This is a genomic window from Actinoplanes lobatus (assembly GCF_014205215.1).
GTDB lineage: Bacteria > Actinomycetota > Actinomycetes > Mycobacteriales > Micromonosporaceae > Actinoplanes > Actinoplanes lobatus.
The window spans coordinates 8,430,365-8,453,286 of record NZ_JACHNC010000001.1; the positions used below are offsets into that span (position 1 = coordinate 8,430,365).

A 22,922-nucleotide genomic window follows, 5' to 3' on the forward strand; every position below is an offset into this window, starting at 1 on the left:
GTCAGCTGGCCAGGAAGACCGGGCAGTTGGCGTGCTGGACCATGGCCCGACTCACTGATCCGAGCATCGTCACCGGCTGCAGCCCAAAACCTCGCCGGCCCACGACGATCGCTGCCGCCCGGTCCGAGTAGTCGATCAGCGCGGGCGACGGATCCGAGTCGACCGTCCGGTGGTGCACGACAACACCCTCGATGGTCTCGGTCCGCTCGCAGGCCGAGGCATTGGGCTGGGCATGCAGCATCACCAGTTCGCAGCCGCGCAGGCGTGCCTCGGTCAGGGCGAACGCGACCGCCGGTGTCACCGACGCGGGGTTGTCCACGCCCACCACGAGCGGCAGCGCCCCGAACCCGGGACCTGGCGGCCAGTACGGCATACGAACGATCATGACCAGCCCCGAATGCTGGGCGGCCACCCGATCGCCGACGCTCATGCCCAGCGCGGTGCTCACCGCACGGTGCCGGTGCCCGACGACCAGCAGGTCCGCGTTGCTGCCTCCGATGAGTAGCCGCGCCGCCGGCGATGTGGTCGCCAGCTCACTGCTCACCGCCACCGTCGGCGCGGCAACGGAGACCCGGCTCGTCAGCCGTTCGAGCAGCCGGAGACCAGCGTCCCGGGTGTTGTGCCGCGACCCACGGAGATGCTGCACGTGCAGCAATTTGAGCTCCCAGCCGTGTAGTTGGGCTTCGATCGCCGCGTGGTCCACCGCCATGTAGCTGGTCGGCGAATCGTCCACACCCACCACAACCGTGCCGCTGACTGCGGCTACCGGGGGGACGTGAACTGCCGCTGGGGCGGACCTGCCGGAGGCTGCGAGATACCCATTAAGGGCATCGGCGAAGTCCTTCGGGCGGGAATCGACGGCTGAGGGTTCCCGCGAGACGTGATACTTGCTGATCTCGATCATGGCCCACCTCCCACACCGTTTCCGACTTTTTCGTCACTTTCCAGTTCAATTCATAAACAGCTCGTTATCCAGGGTCCTTCGTCCCACCCGGGCGGTCCTGTAGCACTACCCACCGCACCCACCCGGAGTTCGCTACGATTCTGGTTGCCGGTCGGATGCGGACCCATGAACTGCGTCTCGGGCACGCTGATGGCCCGCAGGAAGTCTCAACACCTTTCGGCCAAACACTTCGCCGCTGGTCGCGGTCACTGCGCCGGCTCGTCGGAGCGACGATCAAGGTCGTTGGCGACGCCGTACCCGCGCTGAGCGACCCCACGGGTGGTGGTCCGGACCGCCCTGGGCTCCCGCTGGGTCCTCAACATGCTCATTGACGAACAACTGCCCCGCATCTGCTGAGTCGGTGGACCTCCGAAGGCGGGCATGGGCCGGAATACCCTACGCCGACCCGGTGGACTGCGCTTGGCTGATCGGAGAGCCTCTCGGCCGACCTGCGGGTCTAAGGAGGAACCCGTGACCACCAGCACCGTTGCACTTCATCGGGGGGTCGCCGTGGACGCCCTCACCGCCGATGGGGGCATCGTGCATCTGCGTCCGGTTGATCCCGACGATGCACCCGCGTTATCGGCGCTGTACGGGCGATCGTCTGCCGACGACCTACGGATGCGCTTCTTCGCCGTCCCGGCCGGCGCAGCCCTCCAGGCCGAGGTTCGTCGTCTCTGCCGAGCACCCACCGACGGGCATCAGGCTATCGTGGCTGAACTGGCGGGTCGCATCGTCGGCGTCGCCTCGTACGAGCCATGCGCTGCCCGGCGCGCCCAGTTCGCGGTCTTCGTCGACGACTCACAACGTGGCCGCGGTATCGGCACACTGCTGCTGGAACACCTCACCGACACCGCCCGCCGCTGCGGCATCACACATCTGATCGGCGAGGTCCTGCCCGGCAACACCGCCATGCTGCACGTCGCACGTGACCTCACTACCGGCACCCGGGCGGTCCTGCACGAGGGCTTGTTCGACGTCGCGGTACCGACCGAGAACGAGACCGCGCAACCAGCGATCGCTGACCGGGAACGCCACGCCGAACGCGCCTCGCTGCGCCCACTGCTTCGGCCGACCGCAGTGGCCGTCGTCGGCGCCGGCCGCACACCGGGCAGCACCGGCCATGAGACGCTGCGCGCCCTACGCGAGTACGGCTTCACCGGCCCCCTGTACGCGGTCAACCCGCACGCCGGGACAGTCGCCGGCGTTGCGGCGTACCCGTCGCTGACGACGCTGCCCGGCCCTGTCGACCTGGTCGTGATCGCGGTTCCCGCGCCGGCGGTCGCCTCGGTGGTCGCCGACGCGGCGGTCGCCGGTGCCGGCGCCGCGGTGATTCTGAGCGCCGGGTTCGGCGAGAGCGACGGGCCGGGCCGGGACCGGCAGGCAGAACTGGTCCGCGTCGCCCGAGAGCACGGAATCCGGCTGGTCGGACCGAACTGCCTGGGTGTCCTCAACACCGCCCCGGACATCAGGCTGAACGCCGGGTTCACCCCGGTCGTGCCGCCGCCCGGTGGCCTGGCCGTGGCGTCGCAGTCCGGCGCGGTCGGCATCGCCGTGATCGAGCACGCCGCCCGCACCAGATGCGGATTGTCCGCTTTCGTCTCGCTCGGCAACAAGGCGGACGTGAGCGGCAACGACCTGCTCGCGTACTGGTTCGACGATCCGGCCACCACCGCCGTGGCGTTGTATCTGGAGTCGTTCGGCAACCCCCGCAAGTTCAGCCGGCTGGTGCGAGCTCTGGCCCGCCGCAAGCCCGTCCTCGCGGTCAAGAGCGGCCGGTCGACGGCTGGCCAACGCGCGGGTGCCTCGCACACCGCCGCGGCCGCGGTCCCGGACGTCACCGTCGACGCGTTGTTCGCGCAGGCCGGAGTGGTCCGTGCGGACAGCCTGGGCGAACTGCTCGACACGGCCCGGCTGCTCACCGACCAGCCTTTACCGACGGGCGACCGGCTCGCCGTCGTGGGCAACGCGGGCGGGCTCAACATCCTCGCCGCGGACGCCGCCGAAGCCGGGAACCTGCGGGTGCCGGCGCTGAGCGAAACGCTGCGGCAGCGGCTGACGCAGGTGGCGCCCGGCGCCGCCGGCTACGACAACCCCGTCGACCTGGGCGCCGGCGCCACCCCGCTGGCATTCGCCGAAGCCGTCCGGGCGGTGGCCACCAGCGGCGAGGCGGACGCCCTGCTGCTGGTACTCATCGCTACCCGCGCCAACGACGTACCGGCCATCCTGACCGCGCTCACCCCGGTCGTGGACGCCCATCCAGCGCTGACCGTCGCCGCGGTCGTCGTCGGCGCCCCCGGCACCGCCCCGACGCTCGGCCAGCGCCGAGTGCCCGTGTTCGACCTGCCCGAACGGGCGGTCCGGGCGCTGCGGCACGCGGCCCGCTACGCGGCCTGGCGGCGCGAGCCGCTCGGCGGCTGGCCGGCGCTGTCCGGCCTGGATACGGACGCCGCCCAGGCCTGCGTCACGGAAGGGCTCGCCGCGGGAGGCGGCTGGCAACCCTACGAGCGCGCGGCCCGCATCCTGACCGCGTACGGCATCCCGCTGTCCCCCGCCGTGACCGCTCCCGACGCCGGCACCGCGGTCGCGGTCGCCGAGCGGTTCGGCTACCCGGTCGCACTCAAGTGCGCCGACCCCGACCTGGTGCACAAGAGCGACACCGGCGGGGTCCAGCTGGCTCTGACCGACGCGGAGCAGGTACGCGGGGCGTTTGCAGGGGTGACGGCCGCGGGCCGGCCTGGGCATGGCGCCCTGGTGCAGCCAATGCTGTCCGGCGAAGTAGAGCTGAGCTGCGGCATCGTCCACGACCCGCTTTTCGGCTCGCTGGTCATGGCCGGGCTCGGCGGCGTACACACCGATGTGCTCGGCGACCGCGTATTCCGGCTGGTCCCGTTGACCGACCTAGACGCCAGGCGGATGTGGCGCTCGTTACGCGGTGCACCGCTGCTGACCGGCTACCGCGGCAGACCAGCGGTCGACACGATCGCGGTGGAGGATCTGCTGCTGCGGGTGGGCCGGCTCGCCGAGGATCTACCCGCGGTCGCCGAACTCGACCTCAACCCGGTGCTCGCGGGGTCGACCGGTGTTGTCGCCGTCGACATGAAACTGTGCCTGCGGGCCGCGACCGGTGAGCCCGACCCGATCCTGCGAGACCTGCGTCGCCCCTGAGGCGCCTGTGCCGCCGAGTGGAACCGCCGCGTCTGTCGATCACCCGCACCGGCACGCGCTGTCGGGTGCGGGTCGCCCACGAATAACAATCATGATAACGAATACGCAATCGTGTTAGCCGCACACCTGCCCCGGTGCGAGGCAGCAACTGCTCGAGTCGTAGTTGATACGACGCACTCTTCGTGAGTACGGCTCCGGTGGCCGGTCCGAATGGTAGAAATAAAGCAGTTGCGAATACTTTTCACATTTGGAGTTTCTATGCGTACGCGTTCTGCGCTCGGAATCGGGATGGCCATCGCAATGGCAGCCTCGGCGCCGGTAACGGCTCATATGGCTAGCCCCAACCAGGAGCTAGCCGGCTCTGGTTCGACCACACGGACAGACGTGGTGGCGGCGATGCATGACGAGGCTTATGCATATGTGACATATCGCGCCTATGCATCGGAAGCGGCTCACACCGGGCTGGGGACGGTGGCCAAACTCTTCCGCAAGACCGCACATCAAGACCGGTACGAGCATTTCGCCGAGCTCGCACAGCTTACCGGCTTCGTACGCAGCGACGTGGACAACCTCACCGAGACCATCGCCGGGGAACATCACGAGGCGACCGTGATGTACCCCTCGTATGCCCAGCAAGCACGACGGGACGGTTGCACCGCCGCAGCGGAGTTGTTCACCGAAATCAGCGGTGACGAGGCACGTCATGCACAGTGGTTCACAGCCGCCCGCGACGCGCTCATCGACCCGGACCAGGAACAGGATTTCCCGGTCGGCAATCGCGTGCCCGCCGTATCGATCCCCGCCGGACCGCCGCACTGCACCGGCCAGACGCTGACCAACCTGAAGGACGCGATGCACGGCGAGGCCTTCGCCAGCCTGAAGTACGAATTGTACGCGAAACACGCCCAGCGGACCGGCCACCCGCGGCTGGCCCAACTGTTCACAAACATAGGCAGCACGGAACGCAACGAGCATTTCGCGGAGCAAGCCGCCCTCGCCGGGCTGGTGCAATCCACGAAAGAGAACCTGCGCACCGCCATGACCGGCGAACAGGACGGAGCGACGACTACCTATCCCGAATACCGCGACCGAGCCGCGCAGCGCGGCGACGTGGGCGCCGCACGGCTCTTCAACGAACTCGCCCGGGACAAGGCGGAACATGCCTGCCGGTTGACCGCTGCCCTGGCCGAACCCTTCCTCGACAAGCACGGGAACCGCCATCCGTGATCATGGCCGGAACGCGTGTCCCCATGTACCTGTAGTGGAGTCGCCCTTTCCGGCACGGCCCGACTGGCCGCCCGTAACGGAGGCATCTCCGACGGACGTGCTGATCGCCACGGCCCTCCCCACGGGACACCGACGACTGGCCCGAGGCACATCGCTCACCTGGCCGCCTCCCGCAACAATGCGGCCGGCGCGCTCGTCGCGGCCGGCGCGCTCGTCGACCTCTTCCACGACACACAACTGGTCGTGGTCGGCAGCCGCGGCCACGCCGTGATCGCTGGCACCCTGCTCGGCTCCACTGGGCGGCAGCTGCTGCGTCATGCCGACTGTCCGGTCCATCTGGACAGGCAGCGCAAAGGTGGTCAAGGCGCGCCGAGGATCAAACGCCGACGCCACACCGGTGTGCGGGGGGAGCCCGGCGAACTCCGGGCGGATCCGGTTCCTGCTGAGCATCGTGGCGGTATCGGCGGCATGCGGTCAGCCGTACGCCGCCGATACCGGCCGCTCCTTTCACGAGCGGAGCCGTCGGTACCGGGTGTCTCGTCCGCGAGCGGCTTCAGAAGTGTTCGACCACCCACAGGCCCGCGTACATCAGTAAGGCGAGGCCGGCCAGCACGGCCACAGCCCGGCACAGCAAGCCCAGCCAGGTTCGCATCGATCCTCCCTCGTCAGAATGGGGTCTCACCGGAACCATAGGCATCCGTGGCCCGGCGTATGCGGCCTGCCCGGAATATCCGGCATGACCCCTCGTGGCCGTCTTGCAAGACGGCCGAATCTCCCTTCAGCAGCACACCTTTACCTCGCCGGGCTCTCCACGGTCTCTGCCGTTCATGCATGGTGAGCCCGCGAGTAGGGGTTGGAGATCTTGCTGCCGCGGTACCGGTATCGAGTGACCGGTACCGCGGCGATGTTGAACAGTTCGACCCCGTCCACAGTCGATCTTTTCCACCGGCCGTTGGGGCCGATGAGGTGACGGCGGACGTCTTTCCACTTCCAGCGGTGTAGCCGTATCCACCATCGGATCACCCGGTGCCATACGAAGTTCTCCAGGGCGTCGAAGGCGCTTTTGCAGACGATCTCCGACCCGCTCACCTGCCATGACCAGCGCCGTCAGGCTGGAGAAGGCTTATTTGTCAACGGAGTGGTGAACGGCCGGGTTCCACGGGGATCACCGCTGAATGCAGCAGCGTGCTGCTGGCAGTGACGATCCAGACGATGGAGATCGGGTACAGGATGTAGCTCACCCACCCCCGCGGATCGAGCAGGCCGGTCGGGAGGAATGCGGATAGCACCAGGACCGCTGCCGCCGCGGCGGCAATAGCCGCGAACCATCCAAGCCATGCCGGCAACACGCGCGTACGCCGCACGGCGAACCCGATCGCGGCGAACATGAGCGCGATCGGCGCGTTCGCGAGTGTCAGCATGACGAAGCCGAGTGCGTCCAACAGCACCGCTGTCTGCGGGTAGAGGACCTCGCCGGGCAGCAACGTCAAAGCCAACTGTGGGGCCTGCCCCAGAATATTCGCGCCGTACCCGACCGTGCCGGCGCCGAACATGATCGTCGCGGGCAGTGTCGAATCGGCGAGGACTTCACGCAACGAACTCACGAAGATCAGCAGGACGGCCGCACTGAACACGAATGAGAGGCTCTGCACGACGAGCAGGCCACGAAACTCCGCCACGAATCCCGGCAAAGACTCCGGGCCCGGCCACGACCGTTCACAGAGCGCACCGGCCACCCCGAGCACAACGGCGGCGAGCCCGCTGACTCCGGCTACCCGCCGCGGTGATTGCCGCACGAGAATCTCCTGACGATGATCAACGACCCTTGCGGACCAGAGCCGAGGTCGATGTCTCTCAAGGGATCCGCGGTGACCGGCACCAGCCCGCTTCTACCAGAGCTCAGTATCCACCGCATGCTTGGGTGCGATCAGGGACTGAAGTCCCGTTGCGGACGGGCTCGATCGACGGCGGGACCGTTGACTGCCACCGACGACTGATCTGGCAGATCGCTGGCGAACGGATCCGAGCCGTGGCGTCCCGGTCTGGGCAACGATCCGAACCCGGCGCCGCCCGGCTTCTCCATCCGGCCTGCACATCGGCTCCACACCGTCGCCATGTCGGAGGGCCACTGTGAAGGTGGTTTCAGAAGGGAGGAGTCATGCGGAGCATCATCCGCCGTACCGCCACCGTGGTGGCGGCCGGTGCGCTCGGCCTGGGCGGGTTGGCGGTCGCGGTGCCGGCCCTGGCGGGCAACGGCCCGTTCGGTGGCCCGGCCGCGTCGAGCACGATCTTCCCGGGCGGCGACGGCCCCGGGTACGGAATGGGCAACGGATACGGCGGCACCCACTGCATGGGTGCGGGCCTCATCGCTGAGCAGGGCGCGCTGACCGGGGCGCAGAAGGCCACACTGGCGTCGATCGCGCAGAGGGAGAAGCTCGCCCACGATCTGTACGCCGCGTTCGCGGACCGCCACGACGCGGCCGTCTTCGCCCACATCGCCAGGGCCGAGACGCACCACCTGACGGCGGTGCGCACGCTGCTGCAGCGCTATGGCGTCGCCGACCCGACCGCGCAGCGGCCAGCCGGCTCGTTCACCGACTCGGCTGCCCAGGCCACTTACGACAGGTTGCTGAAGCAGGGTGACGGCAGCCTGTCCGCGGCGCTGGCCGCGGGCGCGCAGATCGAGCACGACGACATCGCTGCATTGTCGGCCGCACTCGACGGCCTCGACGCGGCCGACGTCGAGCAGGTCTACAGCTGGCTACTGGCCGCCTCACAACGGCACCTGACCGCATTCACCTCGTGATTCCGCTGGTGGAACGTCCTCGTTCCACCAGCATCGCGACACGATGACGCCCGGTCCGGTGGACAACGTCCTGTTCGCCGGGCCTTACCGCCCTACCGAACAGCCCGGTGCCGGGGCAGCTTGGACGGTGTAGGAGAAGTTCGGGCGCCGAGCTGTGCGGGAGGAATCATGAACGCCAACCACCTGATCGTCGTGGGCGTGGACGGCTCCGACGGCGGGCGCCGGGCGCTGGAATGGGCGGTTCGTGAAGCCGCCGGCAGCGGATGCGCCGTGCAGGCGGTGACGGCCTGGTCCTGGGTCGCCATCGAGTACGGCCCGTCACCGGACGAGGAACGCAACCGGGCCACCGCCCTGCTGGACCGCGAGATCGCGGCGGTGATGACCGCGGTCGGCGGACACCACACGATCGCCGCCGAGGTCCTCGAAGGACGCCCGGCCGACGTGCTGACCGCAGCCGCACAAGCCGCGGACCTGCTGGTTCTGGGCAGTCACGGGCACGGCCGGGTGCGGCACACGATGCTCGGCTCGGTCAGCGAGTCGTGCGTCCGCAAGGCACCCTGCCCGGTGGTCGTGATCCCCGCTCCGGCTGGCCGGTCCGCCCCCGCGACGCCTCCCGTTCCGCGCCAGACGGCCGCGCCGGCATGAGGAGGACCGGCGGGTGCGACCGATGCGCAGCACCGGGCGTTCCGCCACGGCGGTGAGCTGGGTGACCCTGCCGAAATTGGCCAGGGTCAGCACCGTGACGATCTGGTAGGCGCCGGAGAGCCGCGGCGACGCCGGGAGGCGGCGAGATGGCGCTCGGCAGCCTGGTGGGCAGCGTGATCGCCCTGGTCGTGCACGCGTTCACGCTGCTGACCGGTGGCCCACGCTCAGCAGGTCTGCCGCCAGGAGCCCAGAGCGCGGGTCTTGCGGATCGAACTGAGTCCCAGAGTCCGGGTCTCGGCGCAGAACGTGTCCGGTGACCGGTCGTACTCGGCGTGGAAGACGGCTTTGCCAGCGGTGATGAACGGGCGCAGGGCCTGGCATTCGGCATGTGCCACGCATTCCTCGTCGACCGCGAAGTCGAAGGCGCCCACCAGTTCAGAGATCTGTTCGAGGTCGTTCTTGAGGCCGACGGACAGGCCCCGCTCGTGGGCGAGGTCGGCCACCCAGTGGTTGAAGGCGACCTGGTCGGCGGCGGTGAGCGGGAACCCGGTGTCGTGTGTGAAGGCGTCCATCACGTCGGGTTCCACACCGTCGAAGCCCTTGTCCCGGCACATGTCCATGCGGTCGGCCAGGATGGGGCCGACGCTGTCCCGGTCGCGGATGTCGACCCAGCGTTCGCCGGGCCACCCTGTCGGGTTGCCGAGCACCCTCTCCGGCCAGCGGACGGCGTCGGAGCGGAACTGCTCGGCGGAGCCGGCCGAGATGTAGCAGATGACCTTACGGCCACGCTGGTGCAGGGCTTCCACCTCGGTGGCGGTGGTGTTGAAGCCGTCCACGTCGTACACCTGGGCATCGACCGTGAGGTCGAGCTTCCCGGTGAGCTGCCACTGCCAGGTGACGCCCGGCGGTGGAATCCAGCGCGTAGGCGGCGGGGCGGGCGGGATCGGGGACGCGGCCTGGCAACCGGCCAGCAGTGCCGTGGCCAGCAGCGTGACGACCCGCCGGGTCAGCATGGCCGCGGAAAGTACGGCGGAAGCCCATCCCAGGGATTCGCGCCGCCCCGATCGGTGAGGTAGACGCTGCCCGCATGTGCGGTCGCCGCGTGGGCGAGCACCGTGGTGAAAAGGCGCGCCGGTGTCTCGTACACGAGATGGCAGAAGGTGGCGGCGGCGTGCCGCCGGGCCCAGGCGGGCGGCGCGAGGGTGAGGTAACGCCTGGCCGGGCCCTCGAAGACGCCGAGCATGTCGGCCAGGTCGGCGAACCGCGGGTCGGGGTAGACACCGTGGTGGAACATGACCGTGCCGCAGCCCTGCCGGCGTGCCTCCGCGGCCAGCCGCCGGTAGACAGCCAGCCACTCGCATCCGGCCGGGACCTGGTCGAAGAAGACGCCACCGACCCTGTACCAGGCCAGGTGCCGGGCGACGTCGCGGGCGACAGCGTGCGCGCCGCGCTGCCCGTAGGCGGTGTCCACGTAGCCGAGCACCGGCACCCGCAGCCGCTCGGCGGCCAAACGTAACGCCGGGTCGGGGCGGGCGCCGGGCCCGTCGGCGACGTTGAGGACGACGGCCCGGACGGCCGGCCCGGCGTCGGCGAGCCGCCGCCACTCGCCGGGATGCGGCGCCGGATGGAAGTAGGCCGGGACGATCGGTCCCATCACCCGGCTCCCACCGTGGCCAGCCCCATGTCGCGCAGCGAGTCGGTCAGCGAGCGGCGCGGTCGCCAGGCCAGGTCCCGCCGGGCCGCGGTCACGTCGGCCCGCTGCCGCAGAGCCGCCGCGGACCGGCGTGGCGGCGGGTCGGCGGTCTCCTCGGGCACGGCCGTACCGGCCAGTGCCGCCGCGAGGATCGCCAGGTCGCGTAGTTCGGTGGCGTGTCCGCTGCCGATGTTGAGCACCGGCGGCAGTGGTGCCGGGGCGGTGGCCGCGGCCAGCACGGCGTCGGCGATGTCGCGTACGTCGACGAAGTCCCGTGCCCCGTCCAGGGATCCCAGCCGGGCCCGGCCGCCGTGGTCGGCGGCGCGGCGGATCTCGGCGGCGAGCCGGCCGGGCAGCAGGGTCGGCGGTGTGCCGGGCCCGATCGGGTTGAAGATCCGCAGCACGACGGCCGGGTGTCCCAGGCCGCGGACGAGGCGGATCAGGCAGGTGGCGGCGAGTTTGGCGTACCCGTACGCGGACACGGGCCGTTCCGGGCAGTCCTCGGCGACCGCCCGGAGGTCCCCGCTTCAGCTGACCGGTTCAGGTCAACGGACCTCGACGTCAAGCCGCCCCAGCGGGGCGGGGACTCCGGAGGGGGACGTTCGGCCCTGCCCGCCCCGGGACCGGCGGCCCACGCTCGAGCAGGAAGGAGGAGTCATGAGTGTTCAGGAAACCGTGCTGGTGGGAACCGACGGCTCCGAACCGGCACTGACCGCGGTCCGCTGGGCGGCCCTGGAGGCGCAACGGCGCGGCACCACGCTCACCGTTCTGCACGCGTACGACGAGGACTGGTCGGCCATGCCCGGTCTGCCCTGGCCGCACCCGCCCGGTGATCCCCGCGACCACGCCGAGGCCGTGGTGGCGACAGCCCGGGAGGCGGCCACCGGGGCCGCCCCGGCGATCACCGTGCACACCGTCGTCGTGCCCGGCGATCCGGCCGCCACCCTGGTGGGGCATGCCACCACCGCGGGGCTGACCGTGGTGGGTCATCGCGGACGCGGCGGGTTCACCAGCCTGATGCTCGGCTCGGTGGGCCAGCGGGTAGCCACCAGGGCCCGCTGCTCCGCGGTGGTGGTCCGCGGCCGTACCGTGGCATTCACCGATCCGGTGGCGGTCGGCGCGGACGGCTCACCGGCGGCCCGGGTCGCGATGGCCGCCGCGTTCGGCGTCGCTCACGTCCGGGGTGCCGCGCTGCTGGCCGTGCACGCCTACCGCGAGCCGCTGCCGTCCGGCCTCACCGGCCGGGAGATCGCCGCGGCTGACATGCTCGACCGGCTGCTCGACCCGCTGCGGAAGGAGTTCCCCGACGTTCCGGTCGGCACCCTGGTCCACGCGGGCCCGGCGGCCCGGCTGCTGGTCGGTGTCTCGCACCAGGCCCAGCTGATCGTGGCCGGCGCGCACGAGGCCGGCGGCCTGCCCGGACCGATCACCTGGCAGCTGCTGCATCACGCCGACTGTCCGGTTCTCGTCGCCAGGTAGGCGATCTCGCCGGCGATCGCTGGTTGCAGCAGGCGCGGCAGGTCGCGCCCCATGCCCGGGTAGGTCACCAGCCGGGCGCCGGGCACCCGCGGGCGGCTCCCAAGGAGCCGCCCGGCATGGCCGTCCACACGGGCCGCAAGGCCCGCGCTCACCGGGTGAGCACCACCTTGAGCGCGCCGGTGCGGCCCGGGTCGGCGAACACGTCGTACGCCCGTTCCATCTCGTCGAGGCCGAACCGGTGGGTGACCAGCGAGCCCACGTCGATCTGCCCGGCCACCAGCATGTCGAGAAGCTTCGGCGTCGAGTACGTGTCGACCAGCCCGGTGGTGATCGTGACATTGCGGATCCACAGGTCTTCCAGGTGCAGCGTGGCCGGTTTGCCGTGCACGCCGATGTTGGCCACCGTCCCGCCCGGGCGCACCAGGTCGGTGCACAACTCGAAGGTCTGCGGCGTGCCGACCGCCTCCATCACCACGTCCGCCCCGAGCCCGCCGGTGAGCGCCCGGATGGCGCCCAGCGGCACCCGTTCCGGGGTCAGGGTGACATCAGCGCCGAGGTTCTTGGCGGCCTGCAGCCGGCTCTCCGCCTTGTCGATCACCACGATGTGCGCGGGTGAGAACAGACGCGCGGTGAGCACGGCGGCCAGCCCGATCGGCCCGGCGCCGACGATCACCACGGTGTCGCCCGGGCGGACCCGGCCGTTGAGCACCCCGACCTCGTACGAGGTGGGCAGGATGTCGGCCAGCAGCACCGCGTCCTCGTTGCTCACCCGCTGCGGCAGCCGGTACGTGGACAGGTCGGCGAACGGGATGCGGGCGTACTCGGCCTGCACCCCGTCGATGGTGTGGCCGAGGAGCCAGCCACCACCGGACCGGCACTGCCCGTAGGCCCGGTCCCGGCAGAACCGGCAGGTGCCGCACGCCGAGATGCACGACGCCAGAACCCGGTCGCCGACGGTCAGGCCGGTCACCGCGGGCCCCAGCGCCACCACCGTCCCGACCGCCTCGTGGCCGAGCACCCGCCCGGGCGCCACCTCCGGCACGTCGCCGCCGAGGATGTGCAGGTCGGTGCCGCAGATCGTGACCGTGTCGACCCGGATCACCGCGTCCCGCGCGTCACGCACCTGGGCGTCCGGGACATCCGTCCAGGACCGTCGTCCGCCTCCGCCGTACACGAGCCCTTTCATTGTTGCCTCCCTCGTCCATGAAGGAATCGCTTTCGCTCAGGGTGCGCGCCGCCGGGGAGTGGCCGTAAGGGCCGAACGACAGGACCTCGGGCACTGCCCGTGCCGGGCCCATCGGCCGATGCTGGGGGCATGGCGACCATCGAGGTACGCGAATTGGTCCGCGCGTACGGGCCGGTGCGAGCCGTCGACGGGATCAGCTTCTCGGTCGGCGACGGGGAGATCTTCGCGCTGCTCGGCCCCAACGGGGCCGGCAAGACCACCACTGTGGAGATTCTGGAGGGTCACCGTACGCGCGACGCCGGCGACGTACGGGTGCTCGGCTTCGATCCGGCGACCGGCGGTTCCGCCTACCGGGCCCGTATCGGCGTAGTGCTGCAGTCGGCCGGTTTCGAGGAGGAGTTCACCGTCCACGAGCTGGTGCGGTTGCAGACCCGGCTGTTCCCGCGCGGCCACGACCCCGGCGAGCTGATCACGCTGGCCGGCCTGGCCGACAAGCGCGACACCAGGGTGAAGCATCTCTCCGGCGGCCAACGCCGCCGCCTGGACCTGGCGCTCGGCCTGGCCGGCGCCCCCGAGTTGCTCTTCCTCGACGAGCCGACCACCGGCTTCGACCCGGCCGCACGGCACCACGCCTGGCAGCTGATCGCCGGCCTGCGCGAGCTCGGCACCACGATCCTGCTGACCACGCACTATCTGGAGGAGGCGCAGCGGCTGGCGGACCGGGTCGCGGTGATGCGTGACGGCCGGCTGATCGCCGAGGGCCCGCCGGAGCGGCTGCGGGCCGGCAGCGATCTGCCCACGGTGATCACCTTCGGCCTGCCACCGGAGACGCCGGCCGACCGCCTACCGGTGCTCAGCGCCCCGCCCTCCATGACCGTGGGCCGGGTGCGGGTGGAGTCTCGTGACCCGTTGGCGGACACGTGGCGGCTCACCGGCTGGGCCCGCGACCGCGGCCTCGACCTGCCCGATCTGACGGTGGCCCCGCCGACGCTGGAGGAGGTCTACCTGGCGTTGACCGAGGGGGCGGCCCGATGACCGCGCTCCGGGCGCTGACCAGGCACGCCCTGCTCGGCTTCGCCCGCAACCCGGTCGCCGCGTTCTTCACCATCGGCTTCCCGGTCGCCTTCCTGATCATCGTGGCAAGCATCGTCGGCGACCAGGACGCAGGCAGGGTTCCGGTCGCCCAGTACCTGGTGCCGCCGTTCGCCGTCTTCGGCGTGGCGCAGGCGTCGTTCGTGCTGCTCGCCGTCGACACGGCCGGCATGCGCGACAGCGGAGTGCTGCAACGGCTGCGGGCCGCGCCGGTGCCGCCGTGGATCGTGCTCGGGTCCCGCATCGCCGCGTCGACGGTGATCTCCGCGGGCGGAGTGGCGCTGCTGACCGCGGTGGGTGTGCTCGGGTACGACGTGGTGATCGTCTGGCACAAGACACCGGCGCTGCTGGTGACCCTGCTGCTCGGCATCGCCTGCTGCGCCGCGCTGGGGCTGGCACTGGCGGCGCTGGCCCGTACCGTCCTGATCGCGCAGACCCTGGCGCAGGGGCTGCTGATCACACTGGCGTTCATCTCGGACGTGTTCATCGTCGGCGCCGATCTGCCGCGCTGGCTGGACGTGATCGGCTCGGTACTGCCACTCAAGCATTTCGCCCGGGCCATGGCCGAGGCGTTCCATCCGGGCACCGGGTCCGGCTTCTCCCCCACACATCTGGCCGTGCTCGCCGTGTGGACGGCCGCCGGGATCGTGGTGGCGCGGGCCGGTTTCTCCTGGCAGCCGCGCAGTGCCCGGGCCGCGATCACGGCCGGCACGACACCGCCCGTCCCGGCTCAGCTGTCGGCGCCCACGGCCGCGGACCGGCGTTCGCCGCTGGGCGTACAGATCGGATATGCCCTTCTCGGGCTGCGCCGCGAGATGATGGCGGTCTTCTCCTCCGTGGTGTTCCCGGCGCTGCTGCTGGCACTGTTCCCGACCGTGTTCGGCGACCAGCCGGTGCACGGCCTGCCGATGGCCCAATATCTGTACGCCGGGATGATCGCCTACACGGCGGCGGTCGCGGCGTTCGTGGACATGCCCGAGTCGGTGGTGGGAGCCCGCGCCGCCGGGGTCCTCAAACGGCTGCGTGGCACCCCACTGCCGTTCCGCTGGTACTTCGCCGGGCGGGTGTCGGCCGCGCTGCTGGTCTCGCTGCTGGCCGCCGCCGTGCTCACGGTCGTCGGCGCCGGTTTCCTGGACGTACGCCTGGACGCCGCACGCCTGCCGGCACTGCTGCTGGCCGTCGTCGCCGGATCACTGTGCTTCGCGGCGCTCGGTCTCGCGGTCGCCGCCCTGCTGCCGTCGGCGCGCTCGGTCGTCCCGGTCACGCTCGGCACGCTGCTGCCGCTCTGCTTCATTTCGGAGATCTTCGTGGTCGGGAACGTGCCGCTGCCCGGCTGGCTGACCACGGTCGCCAACGTGTTCCCGCTGCGGCATCTGCTCCAGGCGGTGCTCGCCGCCACCGACCCGGCCGTCAGCGGTGCCGGCTTCGCCGTGGCCCACCTCGCCGTCCTGGCCGTGTGGACGGCGCTCGCCCTGGCCGTCATCCGGTGGCGCGGCCTGAGCACCGACGGCGGGGCGACGCAGTTGGTGGTGCGAGAGCCGGCAAAAGCCACCTGATGGCGCAGCGCGTTGACGTCGCCGGAGGCACTCGCGCCATCTGCGGACGCGGCCGCGGCGGGCGGGACCGAAGGCCCTTTCCCCGCGCGTAAGCCCGTTCCAGGCTGGCGAAAAGACATCGAAGGGGGCAACTCGCATGAGTGGGGACATCGTGACCCTCCGGGTGGAGGAGGACTTCCTGCTGCTCGACCCGGCACACGGGTGGCCGACCCAGGCCGCCCCGGCGCTGCTCGACAGCCTGCGCGGTTTGCCCGGTCCGCACGCCGACCTGATGCGCTACCAGATCAGCGCCACCACTCCGGAGTGCTCCAACGCCGCCGGGCTGAGCCGGGAACTGCATCGGGCGCGGGACCTGCTCGCCACCGGCGCACACGGACTGGGCTGCGAACTGGTCGCCTCCGGCACAGCACCGTACGGGGCACACGGGCTGTCCACGATCAGCGACCTTCCCCGCTACCGGGCGCTGGCGCTGCGCTACCCCGCCCTGGCCGCCCGGTCCGGCGTCTGCGGCTGCCGGGTCCACGTCACTGTGCCGTCCCGGGACCTCGGCGCCCGTGTCCTCGGCCGGCTCCGCCCGTGGCTGGCCACCCTGCTCGCGATCAGCGCCAACTCGCCGATAGCCGGCGGCCGCGACACCGGCTGGGCCAGCACCCGCTACGAGGCCCTGGCCCCGTGGCCCACTCTCCGCCCGCCCGAGGTATGGCCAGGCGCGGACGCGTACGACCAGGCAGTCCGGCAGGCTGTACGGGCCGGGTCGGCCCTCGATGAACGCGGCGTCCAGTTCCTCGCCCGGCTCACCCCCGGCCGCCCCGAGGTGGAGGTACGAGTGACCGACACCTGCCCCGACGCGGCCACCACCGTGCTGGTGGCGACCCTGACCCGGGCTCTGGTGGCGACCGCCGCCGCGGAGATCCACGCCGATGTCCCGGCGGCCCCGGCGCCCCGTCCCTGGGTCGTCGCCGGTGTGCTCGTGGCGGCCCGCAACGGCCTCGGCGGGATGGGTGTCGACCCGTGCACGGGCCGGGCCGTCCCCGCCTGGGACCTGCTGCACCGCGCCGTCGGCCACGCGGGTAAGGCGCTGGCCGACCTGGGCGACACCGACACGGTCGACGCCCTGCTGACCCGGCTCCGCGAGCTGGGCACCGGCGCCGACCGGCAGCGCCGACTGTGGACCAGTACCGCCGCCGCTCCGGCGATGGTCGCCTCCCTGAGAGCGTTGACCGTCGGCGCGTAGAAGACGGACGGATCCAGCCGAACAGATCGGCGGATGCCGATTGAACAGGGATACGCGGCCGCCCCTCAGGCACAGGCGTCCGGCCGGTCGCTGCCTGGCACCGCCAGCGGGTTGCGCTCGTCGTCGCGGGCCGCGAGTTGGGACAGTGCCGCCTGGTACTGGGCCCGGCTGATCTCGCCGTGCACGAGCTGGGCCACCAGCGCGCCCTCCAAGGTGGTCGGCACGGCGTCGCCGCCACCGGCCTCGGTCTTCTGCTCCGCCTCCGGCGGGACGGCCGGGTCCTCCCGCGGGAACAGGAGGATCAGGAGCGCGACGAACAACGCCAAAGCACCGATATACGTCAACATCGCTACCACCTCCATCGATGCCATCCTCGACCGGCAGGGCCCGGGCCGGCAGGGACGAAGGTCCCGCTTTCCGAGGCCAGGTGGCCGGGGACAAGGTGGGAGGCCGAACGGCCCTGCCGGATCCGCGCCGAAGGGCACGACGGTGAGGAAACGCACCCTCCGAGAGCCCCGGGAGAGGAGTCCGATGTCCGCCATGGCCTCTCCACGCGGGCTGCCGGAGGCCCAGCTAACGGCCCTACTCCGCCGAATGGTGCGACTGCGCGGCGTGGCCGCCGCCCTACAGCGGTGACGGTCAGTAGCCGGCGGGCCGGGACGCTTCGGCCGGAACCCGGCCGCCCACCGGCCAACCCGGCGGCACGAGCAGGACCGGACACAGCTGGCGGCCACCGGCCACTCCGCCGGAGTTGTAGACCGCCTCCACCGACCATCCCTTGCGCCCGCGCCCGGCGATCAACAGGCGGCAGCGGCGCGATGCCCGGTCGATCGTGTACGCCACCTCGTCCTCGTCGATGACCAGCCGGTCCACCGGCACGTCCGGCCATTGGTCAGCCCACTCGGCCAGCGCCGTGTCCAGACGGTCCCCGGTGTCCCCACCGGCTTCCCGGACGTGGACCGCGGTGACGCCGCATCCGGCCCGGGCCGCCGCCTCGAACGCCGACCGCAAGGAGGCGGTGTGCCGCCCGGACACGGCCACCGCCACCGGCCCGCGCGACGGGACCGCGCCGCGGTGGACCAGCAACGGGCAGACGCTGTGATGCGCCACGTACGCCGCCGTCGAGCCCCAGCCATGGCCGAGTCCCGCCTCGTCGCGATGCCGCACCACCAGCAGGCCGGCCCGCGCCGACCAGCGGACCAGGGCCTCAGCGGCCCCTTCGTCCACCAACTGGGTCCCGACGACCAGGCTGGGGTACGCCAGCTGGACCCGGCGGATCGCCAGCTCCAGCAGGTGCCGCCCGTCCGGCTGGTCCGCCGCGGCCCGGTGCCGCGACCACGACACCAGCCGGCCCGGCCAGGCGTGCACCACGTGCAACGGGACTCCACGGAATGCCGCCTCCTCGGCGGCCGTATCCACCACCTGCAGGTCGGCCGGCGTTCCATCGACGCCGACCACCACGGGCAGCCTCTCCACTACCGACACGACACTGGTCATATCCGCAAGGTAGTCGCCCGGCTGTGGCGCCCGACACCGCCGTGCGGCAGGTCCACATGGTCCATTGGACCCGCGGGACCTCGATCAGGACCTTCGGCCCTGGGTGCCGCGCCGCGGCCGCGCCACGCTTCAGGCACCCACCGGCCGGGCGGCGAAGCCCACCGGCTGCCGGACGAGACCGAGGTGTGGCCGCCGAGCCACCAGACCCACCGTCGTCAAGACGGGCACCGGATCCGGCGGACCGCGGCCCGGCCGAGTGGTACCAGCAGCGATCTGACGACGGTCCGGGGTGACCCATGGACACGACAACGGCACTCACATCGGTGGACCGGCTGGCCGCGGCGATCCGTACCCGGCTGGGCCCGGAATCCCGCTGGCGGCTACGCGTCCACCCGGACCGGTACGCCGTCGAACTGATCCCGCAAGCTCCCCCACCGGCCGCTCTGGTGCTCGCCGCGATCACCGAGGACGCCCGCCAGGACGCCGTGATGACCTATGCCCGGCTGCGGGCGACCGAACTGCGGGCCCGGCTGCGCCTGGTGCACGTCTGCACCGGCCGCGGCCGGGAGACCGATGGTGTCCGGATGCGTCCCGAAACCCTGGCCCAGGCCGACCTGTTGCTGGCTGCGGCCGTCCACGACGGCCTCGGCCCTGCCGAGATCGCGGCGGCGGAACGGCAGATCCTGCACGACGAGGACCCCGGGGCCGCGCTGCGCGTGCTCGCCGAGCATGCCGCGCTGCTGGTGGTCGGCGCCGACGCGGACGCGGTCGGCGCCACCTCGGGCGCGCTGATCGGGCGCACCGCCTGCCCACTGGCGCTGGTGCTCGCCGGCGCCCGGCCACCGGACGGGGCCATCGACCCTGCCTGACCAGGTGATCCCGGGTTCACGCTGAAGGTACGCCGACGTCAGGAGGCGACCACGATGACGAACCTGGTGCAAACGACGGGCCCTGCGGTGCGGGGCCTGTCCGACGCGGAGGCGGCGGCACGGCTCGCCGCCGACGGGCCCAATCTGGTGGCGCCGCCCCGGCGGCACGGTGTGGGGTACCGGGTGGGGCGGCAACTGGCCGATCCACTGGTGGCGCTGCTGCTGGCCGCCGGGGTGGTGACGGCGGCGCTCGGCGATGTGCCGGACACTCTGATCATCCTGCTGGTGGTGGCCGTCAACACGGTGATCGGCGTGGTCCAGGAGGTCCGGGCGGACGCCGCGATCTCCGCCCTGGACCGGATGGCGGCCCCGGTGGCCCGGGTGGTCCGCGACGGCCGGGACCGGCTGGTGCCGGCCGCCGAGCTGGTGCGCGGCGACCACGTACGCCTGGAGGCCGGCGACGTCGTCCCGGCCGACCTCGAGCTGACCGAGGCGCAACGGGCCACGTTCGACGAGTCGGCGCTGACCGGCGAGTCCGTGCCGGTGCACCGGTTCGCCACCGAACCGGCCGGCGCGGGAACGGTCCTGGCCGGGGGCCGGGCGGCCGGAACCGTGACGGCCACCGGCCCGGCCAGCGCGCTCGGGCGGATCGCCGACCTGGTCTCGCGGACCCGGCCGGGCCTCACCCCGCTGCAACGGCGGCTGACCGCGCTCGGCCGTCTCCTGGGCGTGACCGCGGTGGTGGTGTCGTCGCTGGTGTTCGCCCTCGGGGTGCTGGCCGGCCAGCCGGTGACCCGGATGGCGATCACCGCGGTCAGCCTGGTGGTGGCGGCGGTGCCGGAGAGCCTGCCGGCCGTGGTCACGCTGGCGCTGGCTCTCGGGGCCCGGCGGATGGCCCGCACCCGGGCGATCCCGCGCCAGCTGCACGCCGTCGAGACGCTCGGGTCGGTCACCGTGATCGCCTCGGACAAGACCGGGACGCTCACCGAGAACCGGATGACGGTGCAGCGGGCGGTCACCGCGGACGGTACCCGGCACACGGTCACCGGCACCGGCTACGACCCGGCCGGGACGGTCAGCGGCGACATCAGCGAAGGGCTGCGGACCCTGGCACGAGCCGGGGCGCTGTGCAACGACGCGAGTCTGCTGCCACCGGACGGCGAACACTCCCACTGGGCCGCGGCCGGAGATCCGATGGAGGCCGCCCTGCTGGCCTTCGCCGCCCGGTGCGGCTTCGATCCGGACGCCGAGCGCACCGCCGCGCCCCGCGTCGCCGAACAGCCGTTCGACCAGGCCCACCGCCGGATGACCACGGTGCACCGGACCCCGGACGGCCGGTACCTGACAACCCGCAAGGGCGCCCCGGAGACGGTTCTCGATCCGGACCGCCACGGCGATCTGCTGGCGGCCGCCGCGGAACTGGCCACCGCCGGGCTGCGGGTGCTGGCCGTGGCCACCGCCGTCACCGTCGGCCGGCCAGACCCGGCCGCTCCCCCGCCCCTGCACGCGGCCGGGCTGGTCGCCATCGGGGACCCGCTGCGGGCCACCGCCCGCGACACCGCCGCGGAGTTCGCGCGCTCCGGCGTACACCTGCTGTTGATCACGGGTGACCACCCGGGGACCGCGACCGCCATCGGCAGAGACCTCGGGATCCTGGAGCCGGGCGACGAGGTCGCCCGCGGCGACCTCGGCCCGCTCACCGCCGGGACCATCGAGAAGACCAGGGTGTACGCGCGGACGCGCCCCGAGCAGAAGCTGGACATCGTGGCCGCGCTTCAGGACCGCGGTGAGGTCGTGGCGATGACCGGCGACGGTGTGAACGACGCCCCGGCCCTGCGCCGCGCCGACATCGGGGTGGCCATGGGCAGCGGCACCGAGGTGGCCCGGCAGGCCGCCGAACTGGTGCTGGTCGACGACAACCTGGGCACCGTGGCGGACGCCATCGGCGAGGGCCGGCGGATCTACGACAACATCCGCCGGTTCCTGCGCTACGCCCTCTCCGGCGGCCTGGCCGAGCTGCTGGTGATGCTGGCCGGACCGCTGCTCGGGATGCCGCTGGCGCTGCTGCCGGCCCAACTGCTCTGGATCAACCTGCTCACCCACGGCGTGCCGGGGGTCGCGCTGGGCGCCGAACCGGCCGAGGCGGACGTCCTGCGCCGGCCACCGCGGTCGCCGCAGGAGTCGGTGCTCGGCGCCGGCCTGCTGCGCGACGTGCTGACCGGCGCCGGGCTGCTGGCCACGGTGACGCTGGCCGCCGGGGTGACCGCGCAGCGCCTGGACCTGCCGTGGCAGTCGGTGATGTTCCTGGTGCTCGGGTTCGCCCAGCTCGGTGTGGCCCTCGCGGTGCGCGCGCGGCCCGCCCCCGGCGCCGGCCGCAACCGGTCGCTGCCCGCCGCCGTCGTGGTGTGCCTGCTGTTGCAGGTGGCCGGGGTACTGGCCGCCCCGATGCACACGCTGCTGGGCACCGCGCCGCTCCCGCTCGCCACGATCCTGGCCTGCTGTGCGGTCGCCACCGTGCCGGGAGCCGTGCTGCGGATCGCCGGCCGGCGGGACCGCTGAGGTACGGGACTTCCGGCCCTGCCCGGCGGGCATCGATGGGCGTGCCATGGAGGTAAGGACCGTGAAGGAGGGCAGTACCGTGCAGAAGAGAATCATCGTCGGGTACGACGGATCGTCATGGTCCGACGATGCCCTCACCTGGGCGCTGGAGGAAGCGGAACACACCGGCGAACCGGTGGAGCTGGTCCACGCCGACGAATGGCCGGTCCTCGCCCCCGCCGCGAGCATGGTCCCGTCCCCCGACCTGAGCCCCGAGTTGTACGTGGAGCGAATCATCGAGAGCACACTCGACCGGGCGGTCGAGACGGCGCGCACGACGCACCCGCTGGTGCCGCTGACCACGACGACCGTGCGCGCACATGCCGCCACGGCCCTGATCGACCGTTCCCGGCACGCCCGGCTGCTGGTGCTCGGCGGTCGTGGGCACAGCGCCGTCGCCGGGCTGTTCGGCTCGGTCTCCGCGGCGGTGACCGCCCACGCCCACTGCCCGGTCGTGGTGATCCGGGGCGCCCAGTCGGCCACCGGCCCGGTGGTCGCCGGCGTCGACGACACCGCCGCCGCTCCGGCCGTGCTGGTGTTCGCCGCCGAGCAGGCGACCATGCTGAAGGCGCCGCTGCATGTCATCCACGCCTGGCCGCCGGTCACCGGCATCTGGGCGGAGACGCCGATGGCCACGTGGACGATCACCGCCCAGGAGCGGGAGCCGTTCGACACGGAGGTGACCGTCATCCGCGACACCTTCCCGAACCTTCGGATCGAGGCCGAAGCCGTGGTCGAGCACCCGGCCGCGGCCCTGACCAGGGCCAGCGACGGCGCACAACTGCTGGTGGTCGGATCCCGGGGCCGCGGCGCGGTCCGCGGGCTGCTGCTCGGCTCGGTCAGCCAGCACCTGCTGCGCCACTCGGCCTGCCCGGTGGCGGTCGTCCACGACAGTCTCGCGATGTCCTGAGCCCGCACCACCCGGCGGC

Annotated in this window: 19 protein-coding genes and 2 pseudogenes; 12 read left to right on the plus strand and 9 right to left on the minus strand. The window is 71.9% G+C overall.

Annotation, left to right across the window (positions count from 1 at the left end):
- Window position 1 precedes the first annotated feature (1 nt).
- Window positions 2–904, minus strand: a complete 903-nt coding sequence (locus tag BJ964_RS38550; protein WP_188125265.1) for a universal stress protein — start codon at window positions 902–904, stop codon at window positions 2–4.
- Between the two features lie 579 nt (window positions 905–1,483).
- On the opposite strand from BJ964_RS38550, the gene BJ964_RS38555 reads away from it, so the two are divergent.
- The 3 genes and pseudogenes from BJ964_RS38555 to BJ964_RS49350 all read left to right on the plus strand — a co-directional run.
- The gene (locus tag BJ964_RS38555) at window positions 1,484–4,111 is read left to right on the plus strand and encodes a bifunctional acetate--CoA ligase family protein/GNAT family N-acetyltransferase (protein ID WP_239163844.1); all 2,628 of its coding nucleotides are present in this window, start codon (window positions 1,484–1,486) and stop codon (window positions 4,109–4,111) included.
- A gap of 396 nt (window positions 4,112–4,507) precedes the next feature.
- Window positions 4,508–5,338 (plus strand): ferritin family protein, encoded by an 831-nt coding sequence (locus tag BJ964_RS38560; protein WP_188125267.1) that lies wholly within the window; start codon window positions 4,508–4,510, stop codon window positions 5,336–5,338.
- 15 nt (window positions 5,339–5,353) lie between these two features.
- Window positions 5,354–5,665 (plus strand): annotated as a pseudogene (locus BJ964_RS49350) (universal stress protein); the annotation flags it as partial.
- Between the two features lie 803 nt (window positions 5,666–6,468).
- On the opposite strand, the gene BJ964_RS38570 reads toward BJ964_RS49350, so the two are convergent.
- Window positions 6,469–7,134, minus strand: a complete 666-nt coding sequence (locus tag BJ964_RS38570; protein ID WP_188125269.1) for a hypothetical protein — start codon at window positions 7,132–7,134, stop codon at window positions 6,469–6,471.
- Between the two features lie 362 nt (window positions 7,135–7,496).
- Between BJ964_RS38570 and BJ964_RS38575 the strand changes: the two genes are divergently transcribed.
- Window positions 7,497–8,144 (plus strand): DUF2202 domain-containing protein, encoded by a 648-nt coding sequence (locus BJ964_RS38575; RefSeq protein WP_188125270.1) that lies wholly within the window; start codon window positions 7,497–7,499, stop codon window positions 8,142–8,144.
- Window positions 8,145–8,312: 168 nt separating this feature from the next.
- Complete coding sequence (locus BJ964_RS38580; protein WP_188125271.1) at window positions 8,313–8,789, plus strand: universal stress protein; 477 nt, start codon at window positions 8,313–8,315, stop codon at window positions 8,787–8,789.
- Window positions 8,790–9,013: 224 nt separating this feature from the next.
- Here the strand turns inward: BJ964_RS38580 and BJ964_RS38585 are convergent, their stop codons facing one another.
- The 3 genes and pseudogenes from BJ964_RS38585 to BJ964_RS38595 all read right to left on the minus strand — a co-directional run.
- The gene (locus BJ964_RS38585) at window positions 9,014–9,802 is read right to left on the minus strand and encodes an endo alpha-1,4 polygalactosaminidase (RefSeq protein WP_188125272.1); all 789 of its coding nucleotides are present in this window, start codon (window positions 9,800–9,802) and stop codon (window positions 9,014–9,016) included.
- The gene (locus tag BJ964_RS38590) at window positions 9,796–10,443 is read right to left on the minus strand and encodes a spherulation-specific family 4 protein (RefSeq protein WP_188125273.1); all 648 of its coding nucleotides are present in this window, start codon (window positions 10,441–10,443) and stop codon (window positions 9,796–9,798) included. Before BJ964_RS38590 ends, BJ964_RS38585 begins: the two co-directional genes overlap by 7 nt.
- Window positions 10,443–10,979: pseudogene (locus tag BJ964_RS38595) on the minus strand (NAD-dependent epimerase/dehydratase family protein); the annotation flags it as partial. The pseudogene BJ964_RS38595 and the gene BJ964_RS38590, both read right to left, overlap by 1 nt.
- 160 nt (window positions 10,980–11,139) lie before the next feature.
- On the opposite strand from BJ964_RS38595, the gene BJ964_RS38600 reads away from it, so the two are divergent.
- Window positions 11,140–11,961, plus strand: a complete 822-nt coding sequence (locus BJ964_RS38600; protein WP_188125275.1) for a universal stress protein — start codon at window positions 11,140–11,142, stop codon at window positions 11,959–11,961.
- Here BJ964_RS38600 and BJ964_RS47595 read toward each other — a convergent pair.
- Together BJ964_RS47595 and BJ964_RS38610 are read right to left on the minus strand one after the other, a co-directional pair.
- On the minus strand, window positions 11,928–12,113 hold the full coding sequence (locus BJ964_RS47595) for a hypothetical protein (protein ID WP_203832448.1): 186 nt from the start codon (window positions 12,111–12,113) through the stop codon (window positions 11,928–11,930). The two genes, BJ964_RS38600 and BJ964_RS47595, sit on opposite strands and share 34 nt — an antisense overlap.
- Window positions 12,110–13,147, minus strand: coding sequence for a zinc-dependent alcohol dehydrogenase family protein (locus BJ964_RS38610; protein WP_188125276.1), 1,038 nt, complete (start codon window positions 13,145–13,147; stop codon window positions 12,110–12,112). The genes BJ964_RS47595 and BJ964_RS38610 overlap by 4 nt, the downstream gene beginning before the upstream one ends.
- A 129-nt stretch (window positions 13,148–13,276) precedes the next feature.
- On the opposite strand from BJ964_RS38610, the gene BJ964_RS38615 reads away from it, so the two are divergent.
- The 3 genes from BJ964_RS38615 to BJ964_RS38625 all read left to right on the plus strand — a co-directional run bounded on the left by BJ964_RS38615 (window position 13,277) and on the right by BJ964_RS38625 (window position 17,029).
- Window positions 13,277–14,182, plus strand: coding sequence for an ABC transporter ATP-binding protein (locus BJ964_RS38615; RefSeq protein ID WP_188125277.1), 906 nt, complete (start codon window positions 13,277–13,279; stop codon window positions 14,180–14,182).
- The gene (locus BJ964_RS38620; protein WP_188125278.1) at window positions 14,179–15,795 is read left to right on the plus strand and encodes an ABC transporter permease; all 1,617 of its coding nucleotides are present in this window, start codon (window positions 14,179–14,181) and stop codon (window positions 15,793–15,795) included. Before BJ964_RS38615 ends, BJ964_RS38620 begins: the two co-directional genes overlap by 4 nt.
- A gap of 136 nt (window positions 15,796–15,931) precedes the next feature.
- Window positions 15,932–17,029, plus strand: a complete 1,098-nt coding sequence (locus BJ964_RS38625; RefSeq protein WP_188125279.1) for a carboxylate-amine ligase — start codon at window positions 15,932–15,934, stop codon at window positions 17,027–17,029.
- 65 nt (window positions 17,030–17,094) lie between these two features.
- Here the strand turns inward: BJ964_RS38625 and BJ964_RS38630 are convergent, their stop codons facing one another.
- Window positions 17,095–17,376, minus strand: a complete 282-nt coding sequence (locus BJ964_RS38630; protein WP_188125280.1) for a hypothetical protein — start codon at window positions 17,374–17,376, stop codon at window positions 17,095–17,097.
- A 292-nt stretch (window positions 17,377–17,668) separates the two neighbouring features.
- Window positions 17,669–18,526, minus strand: a complete 858-nt coding sequence (locus BJ964_RS38635; RefSeq protein ID WP_188125281.1) for a universal stress protein — start codon at window positions 18,524–18,526, stop codon at window positions 17,669–17,671.
- Window positions 18,527–18,822: 296 nt separating this feature from the next.
- Between BJ964_RS38635 and BJ964_RS38640 the strand changes: the two genes are divergently transcribed.
- From BJ964_RS38640 to BJ964_RS38650, 3 genes are all read left to right on the plus strand, one after another.
- Window positions 18,823–19,395, plus strand: coding sequence for a hypothetical protein (locus BJ964_RS38640; RefSeq protein ID WP_188125282.1), 573 nt, complete (start codon window positions 18,823–18,825; stop codon window positions 19,393–19,395).
- Between the two features lie 54 nt (window positions 19,396–19,449).
- Window positions 19,450–21,954 carry a cation-translocating P-type ATPase gene (locus tag BJ964_RS38645; protein WP_188125283.1) on the plus strand — a complete coding sequence of 835 codons (2,505 nt, stop codon included), beginning with the start codon at window positions 19,450–19,452 and terminating at the stop codon, window positions 21,952–21,954.
- A gap of 79 nt (window positions 21,955–22,033) precedes the next feature.
- Entirely contained in the window at window positions 22,034–22,903 is an 870-nt protein-coding gene (locus BJ964_RS38650) for a universal stress protein (protein ID WP_229807194.1), read from the plus strand.
- Window positions 22,904–22,922: the final 19 nt, after the last annotated feature.